The sequence below is a fragment of the Cyanobium sp. WKJ7-Wakatipu genome (genome assembly GCF_024345355.1).
Classification (GTDB): domain Bacteria; phylum Cyanobacteriota; class Cyanobacteriia; order PCC-6307; family Cyanobiaceae; genus Cyanobium_A; species Cyanobium_A usitatum.
In genome coordinates this window covers 177,262-198,816 of the sequence record NZ_JAGQAY010000002.1, presented here as the reverse complement: position 1 = coordinate 198,816, position 21,555 = coordinate 177,262, and the positions used below count along the sequence as shown (strand labels likewise).

Sequence of the window (21,555 nt, the reverse complement as noted above, 5' to 3'; positions counted from 1 at the left end):
ACCAGCCCAAAGTGGCTGAACAGGAGATCAAAAGTCCTCTGAAAAGGGCCTCAGAGGCAATTTACGGTCAAAGGCACTCTTTTCTGCTCACTGCCTCCGGCTCAAACCCCGTTTGTCCAGAGATTCCCTAACACAGCCGAAAGTTGTGACCGGATCTGACTGTGCACAACCGCAGCGCCGGCTGAAGCCGGCTTCAGCAACCGGAGATCACACCACCCAAGATGCCGCCCATCGCGGCCCCCATTGGCAGGCTCCAGAGGCGATTGCGGGAGTTGCTGGCCAACATCGCTCCCAATCCGCCACCAATGGCAGCCCCGGTCAGCACGGTGCCCCTATTGCAGCGATTCACGGGAGGAGGGCTATAGAGCTCAGGCTCAGAGGCGATGGGGTAGTCATAGGAACTCACGGGCAGGGGGGCATAGGTTCGGCCTCGGGGCGGACCGTAGTTGTCGTAGGCGTAGCGCTGACCGCCGTAGCGCTGGTCCCCGTAGGGATAGGCCTGGGCGGCCTCAGGAGCCAGGGCTGCACTGCCGAGCAGGCCGGCCAAAACGAGAGGAAGAGCAGAGAGGCGCATGGTTGATCTCGAGGTAGGTGGTGTGGCGGGAGGTGGTGTGGCGGGGAATGGGGTTCGGAGAAAGAAAAGCGAAAAGGCCGTCAGAGGCTCAGGCCGGGCCGCCCGGGCAGCTGGGCGGTGAAGCCCTGGCGGCCCATCAGAAGCTGCCATTCCTGCTGATCGCGCCGCCTCTGACGCTCCCGAGCCTGCTCATCGCGGCGCAGGCACTGGTCGTTGTCCCAGCGCTCACGGGCGCTGCTGAGGCAGCGATCCAGTTGGTCGAGGCGCCACTGGGTCTGGCGATAGGACTGATCCGCCAAGGCCCGCTGAGCCTGAACCCAGCCGCGCGTGAGGTCCGAATTAGGGCTCCAGGGGCCGAAGGCTCGACCGGGGAACTGGGGATCGGCCATGGCGGAGCCGGCACTAACGGCGCCGCTACCCAACAGGCCCAGCACCAAGGCCAGACGGGGAAGGGGAAAGGACTTCATGGGAAGAAGGTGGGTGAAATGGTGCAGCCTTCAGCTGTCACCCCGGAACTTTGCGGCGAACCAACGGGCGAAGTGCAACCGAGTTGCCACAAACCTGTGACCAAATCCGACAGACGCGGGGGGTAACCGGCAGTTTCAGCTCCCCAGCTGGCTTTTGGAGCGCCCCCAAAGGGCGATTCCAAAACGAAATCCAAAGGCGGGGCTAGGGCCATTGCCGGAGCCATCGCTCTCCAGCCGCTCCAGCCCACCGCCGTGGGCGGCCGCCACCCGAGCGGCAATCGCCAGCCCCAGGCCGCAGTGGCCGCTGCCACCTCGGGCGGCATCGAGCCGCTGGAAGGGCATCAAGGCCTGATCCCACTTAGCGGCGGGGATGCCGGAGCCCCCATCCCAAAGCACGATGCGAAAGCCCTCCCCCTCAGGCGGCCCGGACTGCAGTACCAGCCTCAGCGGTGGTGCGCCGTAACTGCGGGCGTTATCGATCAAATTGGCCACGGCCCGGGAAAGCGCCACCGGCTGCACCACGCGCAGCAAGGGCTGCAGCTCCAGCGCCAGGGTGTCGGCATCCAGGCCCGCCGCCACCTCGGCCAGCAGTTGGTCAAGCGGCACCGCCACGGCCACCTCGTTGTCGTTACCGCCAGCGAACAGCAAAAACTGTTGAGTGATCCGCTCCAGGGCCGCCAAATCGGCCTCAGCCTGTTGCAGATCCACTCCCGGCAAGCCGGCCAAGCTGAGCCGAAAGCGCAGTCTTGTAATCGGGCTTTTGAGGTCGTGGGCGATGCCACCCAACATCACCGAACGCTCCTGCTCGACGCGCCCCAAGCGCCGCACCATTGCATTGAAGCGGCCGGTGAGCTGGCGCACGGTGGTGGTGCCACGCTCCTCCGGCAGAGCGGGTGGCCGGGCGGCGGTGCCTACCCCGCCCAGGGCCCGCTGCAGCTGATGCAGGGGGCGTTGCACCTCGATCCAGAAAAACAGCAGCAGCGCCACGCTGCCGCCCAGCCCCAGACCCGCCAGCAGCAGCCAGGGATCGGGCGGCCAGCGGCGGGCCGGCGGAATCGGCGCCAGCAGCCACACCGGCTCCAGCGGCGCCAGCAGTTGCACCCACACACCCCTGTGCGGCAGCGCCGCCGGCAGCACGGTGGGACAGGGCCGCAGCTCACGGCAGAGCTGCTGGCGCAGCAGCCGTCCCTCCGCGGCCAGCGCAGAGTTGGTGGATGTAGGCGGAAGGGCCCCGACTCGCAGGGACAGGCCACTGAGCCGGGCCAGGGTCGCCGGCGGCAAGCGATCGAGGGCCAGCTCCGCTAGGCGCACCTGAAACAGCACCTCGGGCCCCAACTGGGCAATGCGGGCCCGCTGCAGACGCTCGGCCAGCAGCGCCTGCAACTGGGCCGTACTCAGCAGGGCAACCCCAAGTCCCACCAGGCCGTAGCGCAGGGAGGTCCTAACGGCTGCGAGGTTGACCATCGGGCACGAATACATAGCCATAGCCCCACACCGTCTGCAGATAGCGGGGGCGAGCGGGATCCGGCTCCACCAACTTGCGTAGCCGCGACACCTGCACATCCATGCTGCGGCTGTCTGTCACTGAATCCGGCCCCCGCGCCAGCTCGACCAGCCGCTCACGCGAAAGAGGTCGGTGCGGATGCTGCACAAAGGCCGCCAGTAAAGCGAATTCGCCTGAGGTGAGCACCGTGATCCTTCCCCCCTGCTCCAGGGTGCGGGCCGCCAGATCCAGCACCTGCTCACCAATCGTCAAGGACTCCCCTTCGGCCAAGGGCGTTCCGGCCGGCAGGGCGACGCGGCGACGCAAAACCGCCTCAATGCGGGCGGTGAGCTCCCGCGGGAGGAACGGCTTGGCCAGATAGTCGTCGGCGCCCTGTTCCAGGCCGATGATCCGATCCACCGCATCGCCTTTAGCGGTGAGCATCACCACCGGCAGATCGTCGCCGCCGTCGCGCAAGCGCCGCAGCAGGGTGAGGCCGTCGTCTCCCGGCAGCATCAGATCCAGCACCACCAGATCGGGACGCTGGCCTGCCAACCGCGCCATCAGCTGGGCTCCGTCTGCCAGGCAGCGCACGTCATAGCCCTGGTCGATCAGGTAGGTGCCCACCATGCTCCGCAATTCGGGGTCGTCATCAACCACCCAGATGCTTTGACCAGGGGACATCGCGGTGCCATTCCGGAAAGATTTAGTCACAGCTTGGCCGGAATCTGGCAATAGCGGGCAGCACAGGGCTGCATAGCCTGAGTTCATTCCCACCTAAGCCATGCCCACCGCAACCATGGTTCCTGGTGTTCGTCACCCGCTGCGACTTATCGCCAGCCGCCTGGCGGGAGTGCTGCTTTTGGCCACTGTCGTCAGCCCAGAACTGCCGGCACGGGCGGCCGATGAGTTTGAGGTGTACCAACAGCGGCTAGCGCAATTGTTCCGGCAGCTCGATCGCAACGGTGATGGCAGGCTGGAACTTGATGAAGTACGCACCAACGCCTACCTTCTGCGCCACTTCGAGCGGCTCGACCGGGGCGGCAAGGGCTACCTAGTGCCCGGCGACCTGCGTTAAGGATCCAGCTGGGTCTTGTCGGCCACCACCAGCACCCGCTTGGTGGCACTGACGATGCCCTTGGGATGGACCAGCAAAATTGCCCAGGTCTGGGATCCCGGTGTGAAGGGAGCCTGCACCGACTTGAACAGGCCACCGCCACCCAATGCTCCCAGCTGGAGCTCTGGGCTCTCCAGAGCGTTCACCTGCTGACCGGTAAGGGCCACCAAACCACCCGCCGCGATCGCCCCCTCCAGGGGCTCGTCAAACAACGCGTCAACGTCATAACGCTGACCTGTGAGCACCGCATCCGGGATCAAAAGACTCACGGGTAGATCGGCCTCACCGCTGCGCATCAGGGTCTGCTCTCGAATCACTATCTGGCCATTGATGCGGCCCCCAGGACCGCCACTGCTGCTGAGCACCAGCTGTTGCTGGGCATCGAGCCGGTAGCGAGTAGGGCCTTCCTGCCGGCTGCCGGTCACCTGGAGCTGCACGGTGCTGCGCCCATCACGCAAAGGCTTGCCCGTGGTGAGCTGCCAGCGGGCATCAGGGAACTGCCGCAGCACGCTGCGCCTTCGCAGTTCCACCAGGGTTACGTCGAGCCCAGGACCGTCCTCCATGGCGCCCCTGAGCTCGCCGGTGCCGTTGAGGGCCGTTTCCAGGGCCTGGAGCTGAGCCGCACTGGGCCCGGCACCAGCAAGAGCGGGCACCGTACTGACCAGCAGGACGGCGAGCCCGGCCAGGCTTCGGGGCAGAAATCGGCCAAGTAGCTGGAGACGTGGCATGGGGCGGCGGAAACCGCTTTTAAGTTAGGCATGCTTCAGCCCCAGCACCCATGCCCAGGCTCCTAATTGCTGCCAGCGGCACCGGTGGCCACCTATTTCCTGCTCTAGCAGTGGCGGATGCCATGCCGGCGGATTGGAACGTGTCGTGGCTGGGGGTGCCAGACCGACTGGAACGCCAGCTGGTGCCTAGCCGCTATCCACTGCACACGGTGCGGGCCGGGGGGCTGCAAGGCCGGGGCCTGCGCAAGCTGCTCAACCTGCTGCAACTGCTGCAAGCGGTTCGATCAGTGCGGCGGTTGATCCGGCGCGAACGCATCGCAGCGGTTTTTACCAGCGGCGGCTACATCGCGGCGCCTGCAATCCTGGCGGCCCGCTGGGCCGGCGTGCCGGTGGTGCTGCATGAGAGCAACGCTGTGCCCGGCAAGGTGACCCGCCTGCTGGGCCGGCTCTGCAGCCAGGTGGCGGTGGGCCTGCCCCAGGCCGCTGCCCGCCTGCCCCGCTGCCGCCCCGTGGTGACGGGAACGCCGGTGCGGCAAGCCTTTCTGGAGCCCGCCCCCCTGCCCGACTGGGCGCCCAAAGGATCCGGGCCCCTGCTACTGGTGATGGGCGGCAGCCAGGGAGCCGTGGGTCTCAACCAGATGGTGCGCCCCCTGCTTGCCAAGCTCACGGCCGCTGGCGTGCGGGTAGTGCACCTCACCGGCAGCAACGACCCCGAGGCAGGCCAGCCCCTGCCAGCCGGGGTGGTGGAGCTTCCCTTCAGCGACGAGATCCCCGGCCTGCTGCAGCACGCCGCCCTAGCGATCAGCCGCAGCGGCGCCGGTGCCCTCAGCGAGCTGGCAGTGTGCGGCACCCCGGCGGTGCTGGTGCCCTACCCCGCCGCCGCCGACCACCACCAGGACGTCAACGCCGCCGCCGCGGCCGAACTTGGGGCGGCCGTGATCGTGTGGCAGCACGGCCCCGCTGAACCGGCCCTCGAGCGCAGCCTTTGGCGTCTGCTGGGCCCGCGCCTGCGTGGTTCAGCAGCTGCTTGTGATCCCTTAAAGCAAATGTCCACAGCCATGGGCGAGCTGGCGGTGCGCGATGCCGATCAGCGAGTGGCGGCGATGCTCAGCACGCCCAAGGGTTGATCAAATCCAAACCCAAGTCGGCAAAGTCAGCCAAATCCCGAGTGGCGAGCTGAGCGCCATGGGCCAGGACAGTGGCGGCAATCACCGCATCCACCGTGGCCATGGGCCGCGCCAACCGTTCACGGGCGCTCAACAGATCGGCGTACCAATGGGCCGCTTCACTGCTGAAAGGCCAAACCCTGCCTGCAAAGATTTCGGCCACCAGTTCATCCCAGTTCTGCTGAAGGCCCTGCTTGCGCCGCCCATCCGGAAGCCGGGCGATGCCATACAGGATCTCCGCTTCATTCATGGCCGTGATCGCCACTCGTGCCGGATCCAATCCATCCACCCAAGCCAGCACCTGGGGATGGGGCTGGGGACGCATCAACTCGGAGATCACGTTGGTGTCGAGCACGATCACTCCAGCCCCTCCCCAAACTCCGGCGGCCTGGGCTGGGAGCGACGGGCGGGGAGCTCAAGCTCAACGCCACCCAGCGAGGCGAAATGGGCATGGACCCGCTGGCCCAGGCCAGGGCCATCAGGCTTGAGGACTCCCCAAGCCAGGGCCTCTCTCAGAATCGTGCGCACTTCTTCCTCCATCGAGCGACCGTGGCGCGCTGCCTGGAGACGCAACTGCGCCTTGGTGGCCTCATCAAGGTTGCGAACCGTCAGCGTCGCCATCGAAGTGCATGCAATGCAAGCAACGCTAGCGCCCTAATTCCTGCCGCAAGGCCCGCAGGATGCGGCGATTGTTGCGGTGGCTCTGATAGCCAATCCGCAGCCAGTTTTCCCCCAGCCCCTCGAAAGAGCGGCAATCGCGCAGCAGGATGTGATGACGCCGCTCCAGGGCTTGGCGCAACGGCACTAGCGAATGCTCAGCGCGGATCAGCAGGAAGTTGGCGACTGAAGGCAGGGGCGTGATGCCAGGCAGCTGGGCCAGCTGACGCTGCAGCCAGGCACCCTCGCGGCCGGTCCAGCGCTGCACCCTGCCGCACCAGCGCCGGTAGGCCGCCGGATCAGCCAGCAGCCGCTCCCCCACGGCGGCCGCCAGGCCATTCACCGGCCAGGGATCGCGCCAGGAAGCCCACTGAGCCAGGCGCTCGGGGTGGCCAAGGGCATAGCCAAGGCGCAGGCCCGCTATGGCGTAAAGCTTGGTGAGGCTGCGGATCACCACCAGGTTTGGGTGCATAGGCAGCAGCGGGATCAGGCTCTGAGCCTCGCCACCCGGCACCAGAGACAGGAAAGCCTCATCGGCGATCACCAGGGCAAAGCGCTGCAGCAGGGGCTCCAGGGAGGCGCGGGTCCAGAGCGCTCCAGTGGGGTTGTGGGGATTGGTGAGCCAAAGCACCTCGCCCGCCGGAGGTGCCGGATAGGCCTGAGCGGCACCAGCCCCCGCAGACCCATCCACCTGCATCGGCAGCGGCTGGGGCCGCCAAGCCCCATCCCAGCAGGCCAGGGCCCGCGGATAATCGGCAAAGCCTGGCTGGGCCAACACACTCAGCCCTGCCGCCGCCGCATCCCGGGCCGCCCAGGTGAACAGCTCAGCCGCGCCATTACCCGGCAACAGCCAATCGGGTTCCAGGCCATGCAGCCGGGCCAGCCCACGGCGCAAACCTGCATAGGAGCGGTCGGGATAGGCCCGTAGCGGCGCGGTCAGCCCGGCCCACATCAAGGAGCGGCGCACAAACCAAGGCGGTCCAAAAGGGACCAGAGAGGCGCTGGCATCAAGCAACTGGGAGGGCCGGCAACCGAGCCGCGCGGCGGTGGCGGCCTGGTTGCCGCCATGGCGCTGAAGCGACCCCATCGGCATCAAGGCAATTTAAATGGCAGCGCCGTCACAATCGTGTTCTTCGCACCGGCTCCGTGTCCAGCCCCAGGCTGCAACAGCTGATCAGCGCCATTGGCCAGGTGCTGCTGGGCAAGGAGCAGGCGGTGCGGCTGGCCCTGGCCTGCCTGCTAGCCCGCGGCAATCTGCTGATCGAAGACCTGCCCGGCATGGGCAAAACCACCCTGGCCGAAGCCCTCGCCCGCGCCTTCGGCCTCGACTTCAAGCGGGTGAGCTTCACCAGCGACCTCCTGCCAGCCGATCTCACGGGCATCAACATCTTTGATGCCGGCAGCGCCCGTTTCCACTTCCAGCCCGGCCCCCTATTCAGCCAGGTGCTGCTGGCCGATGAGATCAACCGGGCCAGCCCCCGCACCCAGAGCGCCCTGCTGGAGGCGATGGCGGCCGGCCGGGTGAGCGTCGATGGGGTGAGTCACCCGCTGCCCGAGCCCTTCCTGGTGATCGCCACCCAGAACGGTCTCGACCAGGTGGGCACCGCCCCCCTACCGGAATCCCAGCTGGATCGCTTCTTGATGCGCCTGAGCCTGGGTTACCCGGATCGACGGGCCGAGCTTGATCTGCTCAGGGGCCAGGCGCTGCCGCCAGCCAGCCTGGAGCCCCTGCTAGATGGCGCCGGCCTGCTGGAGCTGCAGCGGCGAGCCGCCGCCCAGCACTGCTCCAGCGCCCTGCTCGACTACGTACTCGACCTGGCCACTTTCAGCCGGCGAGCAGACCAAGCCGGCACCGGGCTGTCACCGCGGGCCTGCCAGGGGCTGGTGGCCGCCGCCCGGGCCTGGTCGCTGCTTGAGGGGCGGGACCACGTCACCCCCGCCGATGTGCAGGCGGTGCTGCCAGCTGTGGCTGAGCACAGGCTGGCTGGCGATGCCGCAACGCTGCTGGCGGGGGTGGATGGACTTCGCTAGGGCCCGGCAACTGATCAAACCGCACCGAGGCGAGCGGCTAAGGCTGGGGCTGCGCAGCCTCTACATCCTGCCGACCCGCTTCGGCTTGCTCTGGCTGGCGGGCGGCGGCCTGCTGCTGCTCGTGGCGATCCAAACCCAGCGCAATGGTCCGCTGCTGCTGAGCTTCTTGATGCTGGGGCTGTGGCTGCTGGCCCTGCACCTCACCCAGTTCAACCTGCAAGGCCTGGAACTTGAAGCCCTGGCCCCCAGCGGTGGCTTCGCGGGCGAAATGGTCGCCTATCCGCTGCTCTGCCGCAGCCGCTGCCAGCGCGATGCAATCCAGCTGGGGCTGGCCGGCAGCGCGACAACACCCCAGCCGCTGGCGGCTGGCGAATCGGTGCTCTCGGTGCCTTGGCGCCCGGGGCGGCGGGGGTTGCAAACCCCGGGGCGACTGCGGCTGCAAACCACCGCTCCCCTCGGACTTTTTGTGTGCTGGACGCTGTGGGAACCGCCACGGCCCCAGCCCATCTATCCAGCCCGGCGGCCGGGGCCGGTGGCCGAAACCGCCTGGCCCGCCAGCAGCGACACCGCCGCCACCGCCGCTAGCAAGATCACCGCAGGTAGCGACGACTGGGACGACCTGCGCCCCCACCGCCCCGAGGACGGCCTAGCCCGACTGGCCTGGAAATCCCTCGCCCAGGGCCGGGGCCGCCAAACCAAAACCTTCGCCGATGCCACCCCTGCGGTGGGGCTACTGACGCCAGCGCCGGGCCTGCCGCCGGAGCGAGCCCTGGAGCACCTCAGCGCCGAAATCTGGCGCCGCAGCAAGGCGGGTGAGGCCTACGGCTTGGCCTTGGGCAGCACCCAACTGGCCCCAAGCACGGGCCCCGAACACCGTGACCGCTGCCTACTGGCCCTGGCGCTGGCACCTGGCACAGCGCCATGAGTGGTAGCGCCCGCTGGCTGCAGATCCTGGGGCTAGGGGCCCTGGCGGCGAGTTTGGCGGGGCTGGATTTCAGCGCACCGCTCAGCTGGCTGTCGGCGGGGCTGCTGGTGCTGACTGGCCTGAAGCTGGCCGAGGCCCGCAGCCTGCCTGAGCGGCGACTGGTGAGCCTGCTCACCTTGATAGGCGGCGGTGTGCAGGGTGCCCAGCAAGGGGAGCTGCTGCCCAGCCTGCTGCAGCTGCTGGCCACAGCTCTGGGTCTGGCGGGGCTGCTGGCCCTGGAGGTGGGGAGCGGGCTGAGCTGGCGCGTTGTAATGCGACGCAGCCTGGCGGTGCTGCTGGCGGCCCTGCCGGTGGCCCTGGTGCTTTTTCTACTGGTGCCGCGAATCGAGCCGATTTGGCAAACACCAAACCTGCGGGGTGCTGGCGCCAGCGCCGTAACCGGCTTGAACAGCGAACTCGATCCAGGCAGCATCTCAAACCTCGCCGACAACACGGGCCCGGCAGCGCGGGTGAGCTTCAGCAGCGGCACCCTGCCCGAGCCGGCCGAGCGCTACTGGCGCGTGATCGTGCACGAGCAGTTCGACGGGCAGCGCTGGAAGCAGCGCGAGCTGCCAAGCAACCGCCTAGCCACGCCAACCGGAACGGCTAGCGACCCAGAGAGCAAGGCCAGCAGCCAGGTGTGGCTTGTGGAACCCAGCCCGGTGAACGCCTTGCCCTGGGATGGCAGCGGCCGGGCCAACCCCAACCAGTTGCGGGTGAATCGCAACGGTGAACTGCAGCCCCTCCAAGCCAGCCGGGAGCGCCAGGCCTATTTGGTGAGGGCCACGGGCAGCCCCCAGCCGTGGCAGCAACGGCAGCCGAGCCCGGCCGATCTGGAGCTACCCGCCGGTAGCAATCCCCAGCTGGAAGCGCTTGGGACCAGCTGGCGGGATCTGGCAACGCCCGAGCAACGGCTGGCCGCTGCCAAGCAATGGTTTACGCAGCAGGATTTCCGCTACAGCAGTACTCCTGGTACCCAGCGGGGCCTGGATGTATTCCTGTTTAAAAGGCGAGAAGGCTTCTGCGGCCACTACGCCAGCGCCTTCACGGCCCTGATGCGCGCCGCGGGGGTGCCGGCCCGGGTGGTGAGCGGCTATTTGGGCGGCACCTGGGTGCGGCCGCTCAGCGGAGCGCCCTACCTCGATCTGCGCCACAGCGACGCCCACGCCTGGAGCGAGGTGTGGCTGCCGGGCCAGGGTTGGCAACGCATTGACCCAAGCGCTTGGGCAACAGCCCCAGCCAGCCGCGCTGAAGCCAGCGAAGCAGGCGGCAGCACCAACCCCATTGGCTCCTGGCTGCAGTGGCTGCAGTGGCAATGGTGGGGCCTGGACCTGGCCTGGAGCCGCTGGTGGCTGGGCTTCGATCAAGCCGGGCAGGAAGCATTGCTGCAACGGCTATTTGGCGACCAACGCCAATGGCTGGGCGCCGTGGTGCTTGGGGCGGTGGCTGGCTGGCTGGCTCTGGCGCTGGCCTGGCTGCAGTGGCTGCAGCAGCCAGCTAGCCGAAATCAAATAAGCCGTGAGCTTCAAGCTGTGGTGAAACACCTGAAGAGGAGTGGCGTTGCAGTGGAGCCAGGTGAGAGCTTCGAGCAGCTCTGCAATCGGGCAAGTCGACTGCTGCCAGCCAGCGCTTCAAACCTCCAGGAGTTGGCAAGGTGCCACAACCTGCTGCGCTACGCCGCATTGGGCAAGCAAGAGCGGTTGCAGCATTGGGCCGCCTGGCGAACAGCACTGCGAACCATTAATAAAGCCATCAAAAGCACGCTATAAGCGTATCAATGGTGAGATTAATCTTGCAGTACAGCGCAGTTCATCTGAATAAAATATTTTTGCTTGGTGCCTGCAGCCTTCTAGCTACGAGCCACGCCTGCATTGCACCCCCTGCTGCAATAGCAGGCTCAGCCGACCTGATTCGACTGCTTGAAAGTAAAAACTGCAGGAGTTGCAAACTTCAGGATGCGGATCTTGTCCATGCAGATCTGCGCGATGCCGACTTGCGCCAGGCACAGTTGCAACGGGCGAATCTGGGTCAAGCTCGGCTTGATGGAGCCCAGCTGAGCGGCGCCAACCTCACCTTTACAAGCCTGACCGGGGCCTCCCTACGAGGGGCCGATCTACGCGGTGCCCGACTGGAAGGCACCGACCTGCGCCAGGCCGACCTAAGCGGTGCACTGCTAGATCCAGGCGCCCTGTCGCGAAGTCACTGGCAGCGTGCCACAGGCATCGAATCCGTACAACTGAGCTATAGCGAATTACACAACGCTGGAGCTGAGGCGGCTCAGCAGGGCCGCTATCCGGAAGCCGAACAATTCTTCGGAGAAGCGATCCGCAAGGAGCCAAACGCGGCAATCAGCTGGGTAGCAAGAGGCATTTGTCGCATTGAACAGGGGAAAACGGCACTTGCAGCAAGTGACTTCGACTATGCCGCCAGCCTCTACAGCGCGGGGGGTGAAGTCGCCCAGGCCGAGCAACTGAAACAGGCCGCCGAGAAACTTAGCAAGCCTGAAGAATCGAACAGCGAAGGTGGCAATGGGGCAGGCAGCAAAGCCCTCGGGGGGATCCTGTCTGCCTTCCAGTTCCTGGCTCCACTAGCCATGAAAGGAATAATCCCTCTAGGGCTATAAAGCCACCACGTAGACCTAAGGGCGAAATTCAAACCAGTCGAGATCGTCGACAGCGCCTAGGCGCACAAAAGGGAGCATACCCACACCTACATACAAAAGATCTGGCCGGCCAGATCGAATTTTCAACCCCGAACCCAGGGGCAGATTCTTGTTCTGGCCTGATTCCAGGATGGCGTCATACACAATCCCACCCCCAAGCCGTTCAACCTGCACCCAGCTCTGTCCCCCCCTGGCCTCCAGGCGAAGGCTGGCCGCCGTAGGCAGCGGCGATCGCTCGCGGCTAAAGGGCACCGTAGGGGATCCACCTAAAGGCAACGATCGCCGATTCAGCAGATAAGGCAAGCCCAGCACCATCAAAACCAGCGCAACACCGGCACCAAATAGCACACCCAGCTGGAGCCTATTAGGAAGGCCAAATGATGGGTTTGCGGCGTAGGGCGACTGAAAGAGAGGCAAGCGCAGGTACGACCAACTTCTGCGGACCGGCGTGAGGGAAACCGCAGCGGCCGGAGGCAATGCCTCAGGCGCCCGGGGGTGCAGGAGGCCTAGCGAGACTTGCTCCTGCAAGGACTTGCGCTCATCCAGCAATTGGCGTATGTCCTCGGCAGCGCTACGCACCTTTTGGCGGAACTTATCTTCGTAAATGCCAGGCAACTCATTTAGCAAGCATTGGTATTTCTCAAGCTCGGCCTGGGCTTCAGCCACCTGACGCTCAAGCTCTTCGATTGTAGTATTATCAGCAGTCATCAGCACGCCTCATTGCCCGTACTTTATCTTGGGCTATTAAAATTCTGCAAGAGACATAGCAATCATGCAATTAATTTACATTAGGTGTTTAATAACCCGAAGCCCCCATGAATTCGCGTGACTGGGCAGTGGAGGGCTGATAACCATATCCAAAACGACCTCCATCATTGTCGTCAAGTATTTTAGGGGTAACCAATATAACCAGCTCGCGCTTCTTCCTGCCTCCGTTGGTGCTTCGGAAGAATTGCCCAATCAGAGGGATATCGCCAAGGATCGGCCATTTGCTTACAAGCTGAGAATCAGCATCAGAAATGACGCCTGTGAGAATAAGTGTTTGGCCATCGCGGACCCTAGAGCTCCCTGTGTCCAGCCTACGAATTGAAAGTATATCAATTAGCCCGCAGCCCTCTACTCGCTGCTGGCGAGTAGTGGCTGAAATTTGGGGAGACAAGGTAAATGTGACAAACCCATTATCATCAATCTTAGAGACTCGCGCCCCGAAAGTCAGGCCAGCGATACCAAAAGATGGCTGACAAGAGTTGCCGTTGCCTTGAGTGCCATTCGTAACCGTATAGTTTGTAATAACTTGCTCTCCCACTGTTACGTAGGACTCATTAGAGCGGGGGCGGCCTATTGTAGCGCCTCCTTCTGTGCCAGATAATCCACTTCCACTGGAACTGGAACCACTCGATGCGCCAGCACTAGCCAGTGCCGCAGACACCTCAGCGCCACCCTTAATCTCATCCTGATTTTCACTAAGGATCAAGGTAGGGCTCGCCAACACTTTGGTGCTGCGAGAAGTAATCGTAGCGTTAACAAAATTGAAGAAAGTGTCTTGATCATACACATTTCCAGGGTTGACCGGCTGGGCGGTCAAAGGAGGCACCACTGTATTTGTTTCACCTAATCTTAACGTCTGCGTTATTGACTTTGCGCTATTTGCCCCTCCAGCCATCTGATCAAATTGAGCCGCGGTTGGAGGAAGACTGTTACCAAAAGCGCCAAGCAACCTTCCCTGAGCGTTAACAATAAAATTATTACCGGACCGAAACGCAAAACTATTCGCAATCTCGGAATCATTATCTAGTGTAACATCTAAAATTTTAACAGATAATGCAACCTGTCGTTGCCTCAAGTCAAGTTGCCTTAAATATTGCTCTGCAATAATCATTACGGCAGAGTCACCAATCAACGTGACCGTACCAAGCCTAGAATCAGTTGTGGCTCTCAGGCCAACTAACGGTCCGGTCAAAGAACCATATGCCTCAACAGTCGTTTGAGAACTGGACTGTGTAGTGGCTGAATTTGGGGAGCCACTGGGCTGATTTTGATCACCGCCTTGGGTCACAGATGTAGTAATTGTGTTTGTCTTGGTGACCGATGCACCAAGATTTGCAAGGTAATCAGCGGCAGATCCAGCGCTAACCTGATTGAGGCGATATACCTTCGAAAGCTGAGGACCAAAGGTCTTAGAAAGAACATTTGAGCCAGCAAATATCATGTTGCCTTCTTTTTTACCCTGGAGTCCAGCAGCGAGCAAGGTAGAATTGAGGGCCCTGGAATAACTTTCACCTCGAAACGAGATAGAGACAGTTCGAGGCTGTGCGGGTAATGCACTAGATGTGCCTGACGTTGCGGAGTCTTCAACAAACACAAACCCGTAGCCCCCCATTTGGGCCAGCGCCATCAAGGCATCCTTGGCCGGCGCATTCTTGAGTGTCATTGTGACCGAAGGCCCACTGACATTCACATAACCAGGGTTGCGGAGGGTCATCGTGCCCACAGCCATATCACCCAACGGTGGCGCTACTGCTCTGGCCTGAAGCGGTGGCGCATAGGTAGGCAATGGGACCGCGCCGGGCTGGCTCAGATCAAGGCGGTTGGTCTGCAGGGAAGCTTGAGGTGCCGTTGGGAAAGCAAGGATCAGGTTTAGTCCGTCCGCGCTCACTACCGGGCGAGCCAATGGAACCCCGGGCATTGGGGTCACCGACAGGCTGTAGCTGCTGCCAGAACCATCCAAGCTCACCGACTGAATTCCCAATTCAGGCAAGGAAATGCGCTGCGGGCCAAAACGCAGGCCCGTAGGAGTAGCGGTGAGCAGCTGACCCTGCCAGCCGCTGCCCCGAGACGATTGCTGCAACTGGGGACCTGGACCAGCACCCTCAACTACCAGCTCAACCGAATTACCCAAGCGACGCACCTGGAGCTGCATCGAACCGGTGGCAACGGGTGCAGGCGCCTGAGCAGTGGCCGGTTGACGAGGAGCTGCCTGAGCGACTACTTCCAGAAGGGCGTAGCCGGGAAGTGCTGAAGCCACCGCGGCCGTCGCGATGCGGTGCCAGAAATTCCTGCCCAAAGTCAAACTCTATTAATAGACGGATCTTACTTAAAATACCTCCAGATAGCCAGTCGCTGTAGCCAATTCATTGAAGGCTTGGCTAGTTCTTGGCCGCCACTGATGCAGGCGCTCCGGCACCAGCAGATTTATAATAAGCAAGCATTAACTTCAGCTCAGTCTTTGCTGCAGCCGGCGGGACGAAAACAGCTGCTTGGGAAGCTGGAGCCCCAGCTTTAGCTGGATCTACCACAGCCAAAGACAAATTGCTCTGGGTCACAAGCACACTCAGCTTTTCAGCGGCTCTCATAAATGCCAGCAGGCTTGGGTAACTACCACGAGCGGTGAGCAACACCTTCTGCTCCTTCAGCCCAGCCGCTTCCATAGGAGAAACTGGCGGAGGCGGAGCCTGTTCACCCTTCTTCGCTTCTGCAGCGGGCACAGGTGCTGGCGCCGCCACTGGCTCATAGAGATCAAGCTGAACTCCGTGGCGCGCAGCTTCCGCGTCAAGCTGGGCAAGGAAGGTAGCAAATTCGCCACTACCCTGAATTAATTGCAGCACCTGGAGCTGTTTACGCTCCGCCGCGCTCTGGGCCTCGGCGGTTTTGGCAATCTGGGATCTCAGCAGGGGGATGCGGGTCTTGAGTTCCTCCAGCTGGGCCAAGCGTTCACTATCGGCTTGGAGGCGCAACCACTGAGGTACTACCCCAAAGCCAATAATCAAAGCAGTAACGACAGCACCAATACCAATAGGCACACCCAACAGCAAGCGCTGCTGCAACTTGGTGGCATTAGGGCTAGCAACATCCTGAAGATTAGTCATCAGAGCAGGCCCTCCTTTTGGAGCAGATCGAGGCGTCGCACCAAACCCTCGGAGCCCAGCTGGGTGAGGATTTGTTTTTCCGCTAACGGACTAATCGGTGGGCGGAAGTTTACCTTGATGTCAAAATTGACCGGTGCTACTACTGCTTGAGCCTGAGGTGTGCTGGCTGCACCCGCTTCGCGGGAGGCCTTCACCAAAGTGATCGCATTGGGATCAAGCAAGGGCGAACGCTGCAGCTGCAGCTGCAGGGCATTGATACGGGCAAAAGCCTGGGGATCACGCGACAGCCCCTTGAGGCGATAGCCAGTGCCTTCTTCAGCAGCACTGGTGAGCTGGACTCCCTCAGGCACCCTCATTTGCAGATCACGCAGCACCGCTGAACCGGATCGCACTGACAGCAGGCCCTTAACCAAATCCTGATTGGCCTTTGTCACCCCATTTAGCTTGGTTCTGCTGGCGTTCAGCTGGGTTTCAAACAACTGCACCTCCGCTTCCACGGTGCCTAGGCCCTCGATCGCCGAGCTCACCATCAAGGCTCTCAAAAACACCAATACCGCCACGCCAAGGGAAACGCCAACCAGGGCCGCACCAATCACCACACCCTGGACAAGCCAGCGGCGCCCCTGGATGGAGGCCTCAGCTGGCTCGGGCAGATTCAGCTCCTGGCGTTTTTCACGCAGCAGATCAAACTGGGAGGCCATCGATGGGGAGCTCATTGGGCCAACTCCAGGCCGGCAAGTCCTTGCAGCACAAGGGATCCAAAGCCGTCACGCTCGAGCAGCTCGGCCTCCAGTCCTAGGGCCTGTTCCAAGCCTTCCAGATCCGGCATTGATTCGGCGAGCAGCAGCCTCACAGGTGCTTTGGATGCATGGTTGCTGCGATAAAAATCCAGGCCCTGCTGCAGGGCCGGTAACAACTCCGGCATAGCCCCAGGCAGCAGCCGCTCAAATTCAGGCACGCCTTGGCGCCAGAGGGTTAGGACGGTCTGCTCATCAAGCGGCTGCAACAGGGCTACCAGGGTGGAGGCAGGTGTAGCTGTTAGTTCATCGCTGAGCGCTCCCATTAAGCACACCTGAGCCGGCAGCAGATGTTGCAGGGTGCCGCCAGCTATCGCAAACACCTCCACCCAGGCCTCCACCACCGAGCGAGCTGCGGCCACCACCAGGGAGCTGGACCTATTTCCAGGTAGGGGCTGCACATCGACGTAAGCGTCATCCAACGCAAACGGCAGCCGCAGATCCGGGTTCAGATCGCGTAGCTCATCGATCGAATCCACGGGATGCTGCGCGCTAGCCCATTCGACCACCCGCCAATGGGCCGCCTGGCGAGGCAGGGACACCACCAGCTGGGAATCAATCCCACCGTGCTCGAGTAGCAGATCACCGATGAAGTCGCCCACGGCATCCGCTAGCTGGGGCACCCCATTACGGCAGGTGCGCGCCGGTATCGGCGCCGACCAGGCTGGCTCAACTGGCTGGCCCCGCTTAACGGACTGGGCAAGCACCAAGTGCTCGGACAAATCCACCATCACCAGTTTGGGAAATAGCTGGGCACGGAGGGGCTGCCAAGTGTTTTGGAGTCCCGCCAGTACCAAGGTGCAAACCCATTCGCTATAGCAACCTACCGAACATTCAGCGCCAGGCCAGACCGGTGCCCACGGCTGCGCTGATATGGCTCAGGCCATGACGATCCAGCTGGGATGCCAGACCTTCCAAAATCTGCGGCACCAGCGCTGGCCCGCCGTAGATCCAGCCGGTATAAAGCTGCACCAGCGAGGCCCCCGCGGTGATCCGCTCCCAGGCGCTCTCGGCGGAATCGATCCCGCCGACGCCAATCAGGGGCAAGGCTGGACCCGCCGTGGCCCGCAGCCGACGCAGCACCTCAAGGGCCCTGCCCCGGAGGGGCACTCCGCTGAGACCGCCGGCCTCCTCGGCCAATGTGCGGCCCGTCTGCACCAGGCGCCGCTGCTCCAGGCCAAGGCGATGCAGGCTGGTGTTCACGGCGATTACGCCGGCCAGCCCCTCCTCATAGGCCATGCGGGCGATGGCATCAATGGCGTCGTCCTCCAGATCCGGTGCGATCTTCACCAGCAGGGGCGGGCAGGCCGGCAAGCGCCGCAGCCGCTCCACCAGGCGCCGCAACAGGGTTTCCTCCTGCAGCTCCCGCAGGCCCGGCGTGTTGGGCGAGCTCACATTGATCACCGCATAGTCGGCCAGGGGGGCGAGTAGCTCCAGGGAGGAGGCGTAGTCGTCGGGGGCCAGCTCCAGGGAGGTGATCTTGGATTTGCCTAGGTTGATGCCCAGCACCGCCGGGCGCTGGCCCGGTGCCGGCAGCTGCTGACGCTCCAGGGTGCGGCGCAACACCTGGGCGCCACCGTTGTTGAAGCCCATACGGTTGAGCGCCGCCCGCTCGGCAGCCAAACGAAACAGCCGCGGCTTGGGATTACCCGGCTGGCCGTGCCAGGTGACCGTGCCCAGCTCGGCAAAGCCAAAACCAAACAAATGCCAGATCCCTGCTGCTACACCGTTTTTGTCAAATCCAGCCGCCAGGCCCACCGGGTTAGAGAAGCGGCAGCCAAACAGGGTTTGCTCCAGCCGTGGATCGGGGCGCTGCAGCTCAGCGCCCAGGCCTGCCAGGGCACCACTCACCAAGGGCCACTGGCGCCGCAAAGACGCCTGGGCCAGGGCCGTGAGGGTGAGCTGGCTGAGCTGCTCGGCGTCAGCGCCGTCATCACGGCCCAGCAGCGGACCCACCAGCCGCCCATATAAAGCATCGGTGCTACTGCCAGCCCTGCTCGATGAGCCTGAATCCACCATCAGCCGCCGCCTACTCCCGCGCGCCCAATCCTCCCTCGTCCCGTTGCAAACGCCAGCGCCCTCCCTCCAGAGGCAACACATGCCAGTCACGCCAGCGCCAGGGGCCACTGCGGCGCTCCAGTTGCTGCAAGGGCTGCTCCACCAGCTGGGCCAGCTCCACCAAACTGAGTCCGTAGCCCTGGACAGCGAAGCGATCGGCCAGCTCACAGCGGCTCAGCAGCTGTTGCAGGGCCGCAGGCGCCGGGTCGGCAATCGCTGGGCCAGGGGCGGCGGTTTTAGTGCTGGGACCAGAGGGGGACACAAAAGAAGGAACATCGGCTTCGATCCGGGCAGTGGCGATCACCTCGCCAGCCGCCATGGCCGGCATCTGACCCTTGGAAAAGGCCACGGCGATCGCATCACAGCGGTCGTTGTCTGGATCACCGCTATGACCCTTGACGTGCACCAGGGACACCCCCTCAAGCCTGGCCTGGTCCAGCTGCTCCCATAGATCCCGATTGAGCACCGCCCCGCCGGAGGCCGTGCGCCAGCCCTTGCGCTTCCAGCCCTGGATCCACTTGCTGAAACCATCGATCAGGTAGCGGCTATCGGTGCGAATGCTGAGCTGGTCCGGACGGGGCAGCTCCTTGATGGCCTCCAGCAAGGCCAGGGCTGCGGTGAGCTCCATGCGGTTGTTGGTGGTGGCCCGATCGGCGCCGCCCATCTCATGCACCGAGCCATCCTCGAAGCGCAGCAAGGCGCCCCAGCCGCCTGGGCCCGGATTGCCACTGCAAGCACCATCACAGGCCGCAGCCACCACTTTCACCGGCTTAGCCGCCACTGGACAACCCCCGAAAATTCGCTAAAGAACCCATCTGCCCGCTTGCTGCGCCCCGCCATGGACCCATCCAAACCGGGCCTGACCAGAAGCCAGGCAGAGCGCCGAACCTACCGTCCCTGGCGCAACGCCCTGCTGGCAGGTGCGGCCCTGGCCGCCCTCACCCCCTGGGCAGAGGCCGCCAACCTGTTCAATAGCCGGCCGCTCGATGTCAGCCGCTTCGCCGTGCTGGCGCGGCCCCTGGGGCGCAACGACTGGAACCTGCTGGTGCTTGAGCAGATCCAACCCCAGCCCCGCTGCTGGGAGGAGCGCCCCGACGGCCTGATCGACCCGGCCCTCAACCGCTTCAATTTCACCGGCATCTGCAGCCGCTATCTCGACAGCAACGGCTACTCCCTGCGCATCGGCGATCAGGATCTGGCCAGTCGCTACCGGCTGCAGCTGCGCCAGAGCGGCAACGAACTGCAACTGCAGGCCAGCACCCCCAGCGATCCCACCACCCTGGTGGTTGCCCGCGCCAAGGTGCCCCTGCGGGATCGAGATGGGTTTGTAGCCCTGAAGCTCGAAGCCGGCTGGGACCTGCAACGCCGCAGCTTTGGCGAGCAGACCCTGAATCACCTGTACTTCGCCAACGCCGCACCCCTGCCCCAGCTACTAGCCGCAGCCAGCGGCATCTCCCAACCCCCAGCCAAGCCTGGAGCCCAGCTCGGCCTGCGTCCGCCGGTTGCCCCCCCGAACCTGCTGGCCCAGGGGACGGGCCAGGGCCCTATTCGCTTGCAAGTGATCCCCTTCCGCGATTGAAGCCCGGGTGCCAGTTGCCGGAGAGTCCCAGTCCAGCTAGCCGATCCCAAAGCCTGCCATTAAGTTTCTGGGGTGTGAGGAGTGGGAACGCTCTTCCGGGGTCGAAACGAGGACAGACTCCCAGAATCGTTCCAACTCAGAGCCCTGCCTTCGGCGGGGCTTTTTTATTGGTCACATCTTTTTATTGGTCAGATCTTTTTGTTGGTTACTCATCAAAAAACCGGCCCTGAAGGGGCCGGTGTGATGGCAACGAATGACGTTGGCAGAAAGGTGATAGGGCCCCGCAGGGCCCCAGCGATCACTTGATCGAAACCTTGCCGCCGACTTCTTCCACAGCTTTTTTGATGGATTCGGCTTCGCCTTTGGCGATGCCTTCCTTGATGGCGCAAGGAGCGCTTTCCACCAGGGCCTTGGCTTCGCCCAGGCCGAGGCCGGTGACTTCGCGGACGGCCTTGAGGACCTTGATCTTGGCAGTGGCGTCAAAGCTGTCGAGCATGACGTCGAATTCGGTCTGCTCCTCGACGGCTTCAGCGGCAGCAGCGGGAGCTGCGGCCATCATGACGCCCGCGGAAGCGGCGGCGGATACACCAAAAGCCTCTTCAATCTGCTTGACGAGCTCGGAAGCTTCAAGCAGGGAAAGAGTCTTCAGTGACTCGAGAATTTGGTCGGTTGTAGCGGACATGGTTGAGAATCAGCAACAGATCTGTTTGTGAACAGTCGGATCGGGGGAGCTCAGCTTTCGCCTTCGGCGTGCTGTTTGAGCGCCCGGGCAAGACCGGACGGAACCTCGTTGATACCCACGGCCAACTTGGTAGCCACGGCATTGATCGCACCTGCGATCTGGGCCATGAGCACCTCCTTGGAGGGCAGATCTCCGATGGCCTTGATGTCTTTTTCGGAGAGGAGTTTGCCTTCGAAAAGGCCACCCTTCACCTCAGACTTCTTCGTGTCCTTCTGGAAGGACTGCACGGCCTTCACCGCACCACCCACATCGCCCTTAACAAGGACGAAAGCGTTGGAGCCAGTGAGCAGAGAATCGAGATTCGCCCAGGCGGTATTTCCATCAATGGCGCGGCGCATCAAGGTGTTTTTGGTCACCTTGCACACCCCCTTGCTGGCCTGCAGACGAATCCGCAGATCAGACATCTCCTTGATGGACAAGCCCTTGAAATCAAGGACAAGCGCCATTTCGGCCTCGCCGAGGAGCCCCTTGAGCTCATCGACGATCTGTTGCTTGCTCTCCAGCGTGCGGCCCATAGGAAAGGAACGGATCAGGGGAACAAGCCGGGAACGCAGCCCGGGACGTTGACTTTTCCCAAGGGAAAGGTCAACTCGAGGCCGCTGCACGCTCCACAACCCTTCCGGACGAATCCTTCTTGGTGCCAAACCTGTCGCGATCACCTCGG

General features: G+C 63.3%; 24 protein-coding genes. 7 read left to right on the top strand and 17 right to left on the bottom strand.

The annotated features are described in order from the left end of the window. Positions 1–193: 193 nt before the first annotated feature. The 4 genes from KBY83_RS02190 to KBY83_RS02175 form a co-directional block, all read right to left on the bottom strand. Positions 194–574 carry a glycine zipper 2TM domain-containing protein gene (locus KBY83_RS02190; RefSeq protein WP_255018094.1) on the bottom strand — a complete coding sequence of 127 codons (381 nt, stop codon included), beginning with the start codon at positions 572–574 and terminating at the stop codon, positions 194–196. 80 nt (positions 575–654) lie between these two features. Continuing rightward, entirely contained in the window at positions 655–1,041 is a 387-nt protein-coding gene (locus tag KBY83_RS02185; protein ID WP_255018093.1) for a hypothetical protein, read from the bottom strand. Positions 1,042–1,176: 135 nt separating this feature from the next. Continuing rightward, the gene (locus KBY83_RS02180) at positions 1,177–2,505 is read right to left on the bottom strand and encodes an ATP-binding protein (RefSeq protein WP_255018092.1); all 1,329 of its coding nucleotides are present in this window, start codon (positions 2,503–2,505) and stop codon (positions 1,177–1,179) included. Next, positions 2,483–3,208: a response regulator gene (locus KBY83_RS02175; protein WP_254942233.1), complete on the bottom strand. Its 726-nt coding sequence runs from the start codon at positions 3,206–3,208 to the stop codon at positions 2,483–2,485. The genes KBY83_RS02180 and KBY83_RS02175 overlap by 23 nt, the downstream gene beginning before the upstream one ends. A gap of 100 nt (positions 3,209–3,308) precedes the next feature. On the opposite strand from KBY83_RS02175, the gene KBY83_RS02170 reads away from it, so the two are divergent. Beyond that, positions 3,309–3,602 (top strand): EF-hand domain-containing protein, encoded by a 294-nt coding sequence (locus tag KBY83_RS02170; protein ID WP_254960775.1) that lies wholly within the window; start codon positions 3,309–3,311, stop codon positions 3,600–3,602. On the opposite strand, the gene KBY83_RS02165 is transcribed toward KBY83_RS02170, so the two are convergent. Further along, positions 3,599–4,369, bottom strand: a complete 771-nt coding sequence (locus tag KBY83_RS02165) for a hypothetical protein (RefSeq protein ID WP_255018091.1) — start codon at positions 4,367–4,369, stop codon at positions 3,599–3,601. The genes KBY83_RS02170 and KBY83_RS02165 overlap by 4 nt on opposite strands. Positions 4,370–4,419: 50 nt before the next feature. On the opposite strand from KBY83_RS02165, the gene KBY83_RS02160 reads away from it, so the two are divergent. Beyond that, complete coding sequence (locus tag KBY83_RS02160) at positions 4,420–5,496, top strand: glycosyltransferase (RefSeq protein WP_255018090.1); 1,077 nt, start codon at positions 4,420–4,422, stop codon at positions 5,494–5,496. Here the strand turns inward: KBY83_RS02160 and KBY83_RS02155 are convergent. Genes KBY83_RS02155 through KBY83_RS02145 form a run of 3 tightly spaced genes read right to left on the bottom strand, consistent with a single transcriptional unit; the run spans position 5,477 to position 7,279 of the window. After that, on the bottom strand, positions 5,477–5,896 hold the full coding sequence (locus tag KBY83_RS02155; protein WP_255018089.1) for a type II toxin-antitoxin system VapC family toxin: 420 nt from the start codon (positions 5,894–5,896) through the stop codon (positions 5,477–5,479). The genes KBY83_RS02160 and KBY83_RS02155 overlap by 20 nt on opposite strands. Then, the gene (locus KBY83_RS02150; protein WP_255018088.1) at positions 5,893–6,156 is read right to left on the bottom strand and encodes a FitA-like ribbon-helix-helix domain-containing protein; all 264 of its coding nucleotides are present in this window, start codon (positions 6,154–6,156) and stop codon (positions 5,893–5,895) included. Before KBY83_RS02150 ends, KBY83_RS02155 begins: the two co-directional genes overlap by 4 nt. Before the next feature lie 25 nt (positions 6,157–6,181). After that, entirely contained in the window at positions 6,182–7,279 is a 1,098-nt protein-coding gene (locus KBY83_RS02145; protein WP_255018087.1) for a histidinol-phosphate transaminase, read from the bottom strand. Between the two features lie 59 nt (positions 7,280–7,338). Between KBY83_RS02145 and KBY83_RS02140 the strand changes: the two genes are divergently transcribed. From KBY83_RS02140 to KBY83_RS02125, 4 genes are read left to right on the top strand one after another with little or no spacing between them, the layout of a single operon-like run. Beyond that, on the top strand, positions 7,339–8,223 hold the full coding sequence (locus KBY83_RS02140; RefSeq protein ID WP_255018086.1) for a MoxR family ATPase: 885 nt from the start codon (positions 7,339–7,341) through the stop codon (positions 8,221–8,223). After that, complete coding sequence (locus KBY83_RS02135) at positions 8,210–9,148, top strand: hypothetical protein (RefSeq protein ID WP_255018085.1); 939 nt, start codon at positions 8,210–8,212, stop codon at positions 9,146–9,148. Before KBY83_RS02140 ends, KBY83_RS02135 begins: the two co-directional genes overlap by 14 nt. Further along, positions 9,145–10,956 carry a DUF3488 and DUF4129 domain-containing transglutaminase family protein gene (locus tag KBY83_RS02130; protein ID WP_255018084.1) on the top strand — a complete coding sequence of 604 codons (1,812 nt, stop codon included), beginning with the start codon at positions 9,145–9,147 and terminating at the stop codon, positions 10,954–10,956. The genes KBY83_RS02135 and KBY83_RS02130 overlap by 4 nt, the downstream gene beginning before the upstream one ends. A 59-nt stretch (positions 10,957–11,015) precedes the next feature. Continuing rightward, a complete protein-coding gene (locus KBY83_RS02125; protein ID WP_255018083.1) occupies positions 11,016–11,810 on the top strand; it encodes a pentapeptide repeat-containing protein in 795 nt (264 codons plus the stop codon). Positions 11,811–11,825: 15 nt separating this feature from the next. On the opposite strand, the gene KBY83_RS02120 is transcribed toward KBY83_RS02125, so the two are convergent. From KBY83_RS02120 to KBY83_RS02090, 7 genes are all read right to left on the bottom strand, one after another. After that, a complete protein-coding gene (locus tag KBY83_RS02120; protein ID WP_255018082.1) occupies positions 11,826–12,557 on the bottom strand; it encodes a DUF4115 domain-containing protein in 732 nt (243 codons plus the stop codon). Between the two features lie 88 nt (positions 12,558–12,645). Next, entirely contained in the window at positions 12,646–14,874 is a 2,229-nt protein-coding gene (locus KBY83_RS02115) for a type II secretion system protein GspD (protein WP_255018081.1), read from the bottom strand. A gap of 121 nt (positions 14,875–14,995) precedes the next feature. Beyond that, positions 14,996–15,715, bottom strand: coding sequence for a hypothetical protein (locus KBY83_RS02110; protein WP_255018080.1), 720 nt, complete (start codon positions 15,713–15,715; stop codon positions 14,996–14,998). Beyond that, positions 15,715–16,431 (bottom strand): PilN domain-containing protein, encoded by a 717-nt coding sequence (locus KBY83_RS02105; RefSeq protein WP_255018079.1) that lies wholly within the window; start codon positions 16,429–16,431, stop codon positions 15,715–15,717. Before KBY83_RS02105 ends, KBY83_RS02110 begins: the two co-directional genes overlap by 1 nt. Further along, positions 16,428–17,243, bottom strand: coding sequence for a type IV pilus biogenesis protein PilM (gene pilM / locus KBY83_RS02100; protein WP_255018078.1), 816 nt, complete (start codon positions 17,241–17,243; stop codon positions 16,428–16,430). The genes KBY83_RS02105 and pilM overlap by 4 nt, the downstream gene beginning before the upstream one ends. 103 nt (positions 17,244–17,346) lie before the next feature. Further along, a complete protein-coding gene (locus tag KBY83_RS02095) occupies positions 17,347–18,531 on the bottom strand; it encodes a quinone-dependent dihydroorotate dehydrogenase (protein WP_255018077.1) in 1,185 nt (394 codons plus the stop codon). A 10-nt stretch (positions 18,532–18,541) separates the two neighbouring features. Next, the gene (locus KBY83_RS02090; RefSeq protein ID WP_255018076.1) at positions 18,542–19,351 is read right to left on the bottom strand and encodes a ribonuclease H; all 810 of its coding nucleotides are present in this window, start codon (positions 19,349–19,351) and stop codon (positions 18,542–18,544) included. Positions 19,352–19,408: 57 nt separating this feature from the next. Here KBY83_RS02090 and KBY83_RS02085 point away from each other — a divergent pair, with 57 nt between their 5' ends. Beyond that, a complete protein-coding gene (locus KBY83_RS02085; RefSeq protein WP_255018075.1) occupies positions 19,409–20,149 on the top strand; it encodes a DUF3747 domain-containing protein in 741 nt (246 codons plus the stop codon). A gap of 298 nt (positions 20,150–20,447) precedes the next feature. Here KBY83_RS02085 and rplL read toward each other — a convergent pair whose 3' ends face one another. After that, positions 20,448–20,831, bottom strand: coding sequence for a 50S ribosomal protein L7/L12 (gene rplL / locus KBY83_RS02080; RefSeq protein ID WP_106632876.1), 384 nt, complete (start codon positions 20,829–20,831; stop codon positions 20,448–20,450). A gap of 50 nt (positions 20,832–20,881) precedes the next feature. Then, positions 20,882–21,406, bottom strand: coding sequence for a 50S ribosomal protein L10 (gene rplJ / locus KBY83_RS02075; protein WP_106632875.1), 525 nt, complete (start codon positions 21,404–21,406; stop codon positions 20,882–20,884). Positions 21,407–21,555: the final 149 nt, after the last annotated feature.

Bases quoted from the DNA above. Each gene is read 5' to 3' on its own strand.
- KBY83_RS02190 (WP_255018094.1), bottom strand. From the start codon at position 574: ATGCGCCTCTCTGCTCTTCCTCTCGTTTTGGCCGGCCTGCTCGGCAGT.
- KBY83_RS02185 (WP_255018093.1), bottom strand. From the start codon at position 1,041: ATGAAGTCCTTTCCCCTTCCCCGTCTGGCCTTGGTGCTGGGCCTGTTG.
- KBY83_RS02180 (WP_255018092.1), bottom strand. From the start codon at position 2,505: ATGGTCAACCTCGCAGCCGTTAGGACCTCCCTGCGCTACGGCCTGGTG.
- KBY83_RS02175 (WP_254942233.1), bottom strand. From the start codon at position 3,208: ATGTCCCCTGGTCAAAGCATCTGGGTGGTTGATGACGACCCCGAATTG.
- KBY83_RS02170 (WP_254960775.1), top strand. From the start codon at position 3,309: ATGCCCACCGCAACCATGGTTCCTGGTGTTCGTCACCCGCTGCGACTT.
- KBY83_RS02165 (WP_255018091.1), bottom strand. From the start codon at position 4,369: ATGCCACGTCTCCAGCTACTTGGCCGATTTCTGCCCCGAAGCCTGGCC.
- KBY83_RS02160 (WP_255018090.1), top strand. From the start codon at position 4,420: ATGCCCAGGCTCCTAATTGCTGCCAGCGGCACCGGTGGCCACCTATTT.
- KBY83_RS02150 (WP_255018088.1), bottom strand. From the start codon at position 6,156: ATGGCGACGCTGACGGTTCGCAACCTTGATGAGGCCACCAAGGCGCAG.
- KBY83_RS02145 (WP_255018087.1), bottom strand. From the start codon at position 7,279: ATGGGGTCGCTTCAGCGCCATGGCGGCAACCAGGCCGCCACCGCCGCG.
- KBY83_RS02135 (WP_255018085.1), top strand. From the start codon at position 8,210: ATGGACTTCGCTAGGGCCCGGCAACTGATCAAACCGCACCGAGGCGAG.
- KBY83_RS02130 (WP_255018084.1), top strand. From the start codon at position 9,145: ATGAGTGGTAGCGCCCGCTGGCTGCAGATCCTGGGGCTAGGGGCCCTG.
- KBY83_RS02120 (WP_255018082.1), bottom strand. From the start codon at position 12,557: ATGACTGCTGATAATACTACAATCGAAGAGCTTGAGCGTCAGGTGGCT.
- KBY83_RS02110 (WP_255018080.1), bottom strand. From the start codon at position 15,715: ATGACTAATCTTCAGGATGTTGCTAGCCCTAATGCCACCAAGTTGCAG.
- KBY83_RS02105 (WP_255018079.1), bottom strand. From the start codon at position 16,431: ATGAGCTCCCCATCGATGGCCTCCCAGTTTGATCTGCTGCGTGAAAAA.
- pilM (WP_255018078.1), bottom strand. From the start codon at position 17,243: ATGGTGGATTTGTCCGAGCACTTGGTGCTTGCCCAGTCCGTTAAGCGG.
- KBY83_RS02095 (WP_255018077.1), bottom strand. From the start codon at position 18,531: ATGGTGGATTCAGGCTCATCGAGCAGGGCTGGCAGTAGCACCGATGCT.
- KBY83_RS02085 (WP_255018075.1), top strand. From the start codon at position 19,409: ATGGACCCATCCAAACCGGGCCTGACCAGAAGCCAGGCAGAGCGCCGA.
- rplL (WP_106632876.1), bottom strand. From the start codon at position 20,831: ATGTCCGCTACAACCGACCAAATTCTCGAGTCACTGAAGACTCTTTCC.
- rplJ (WP_106632875.1), bottom strand. From the start codon at position 21,406: ATGGGCCGCACGCTGGAGAGCAAGCAACAGATCGTCGATGAGCTCAAG.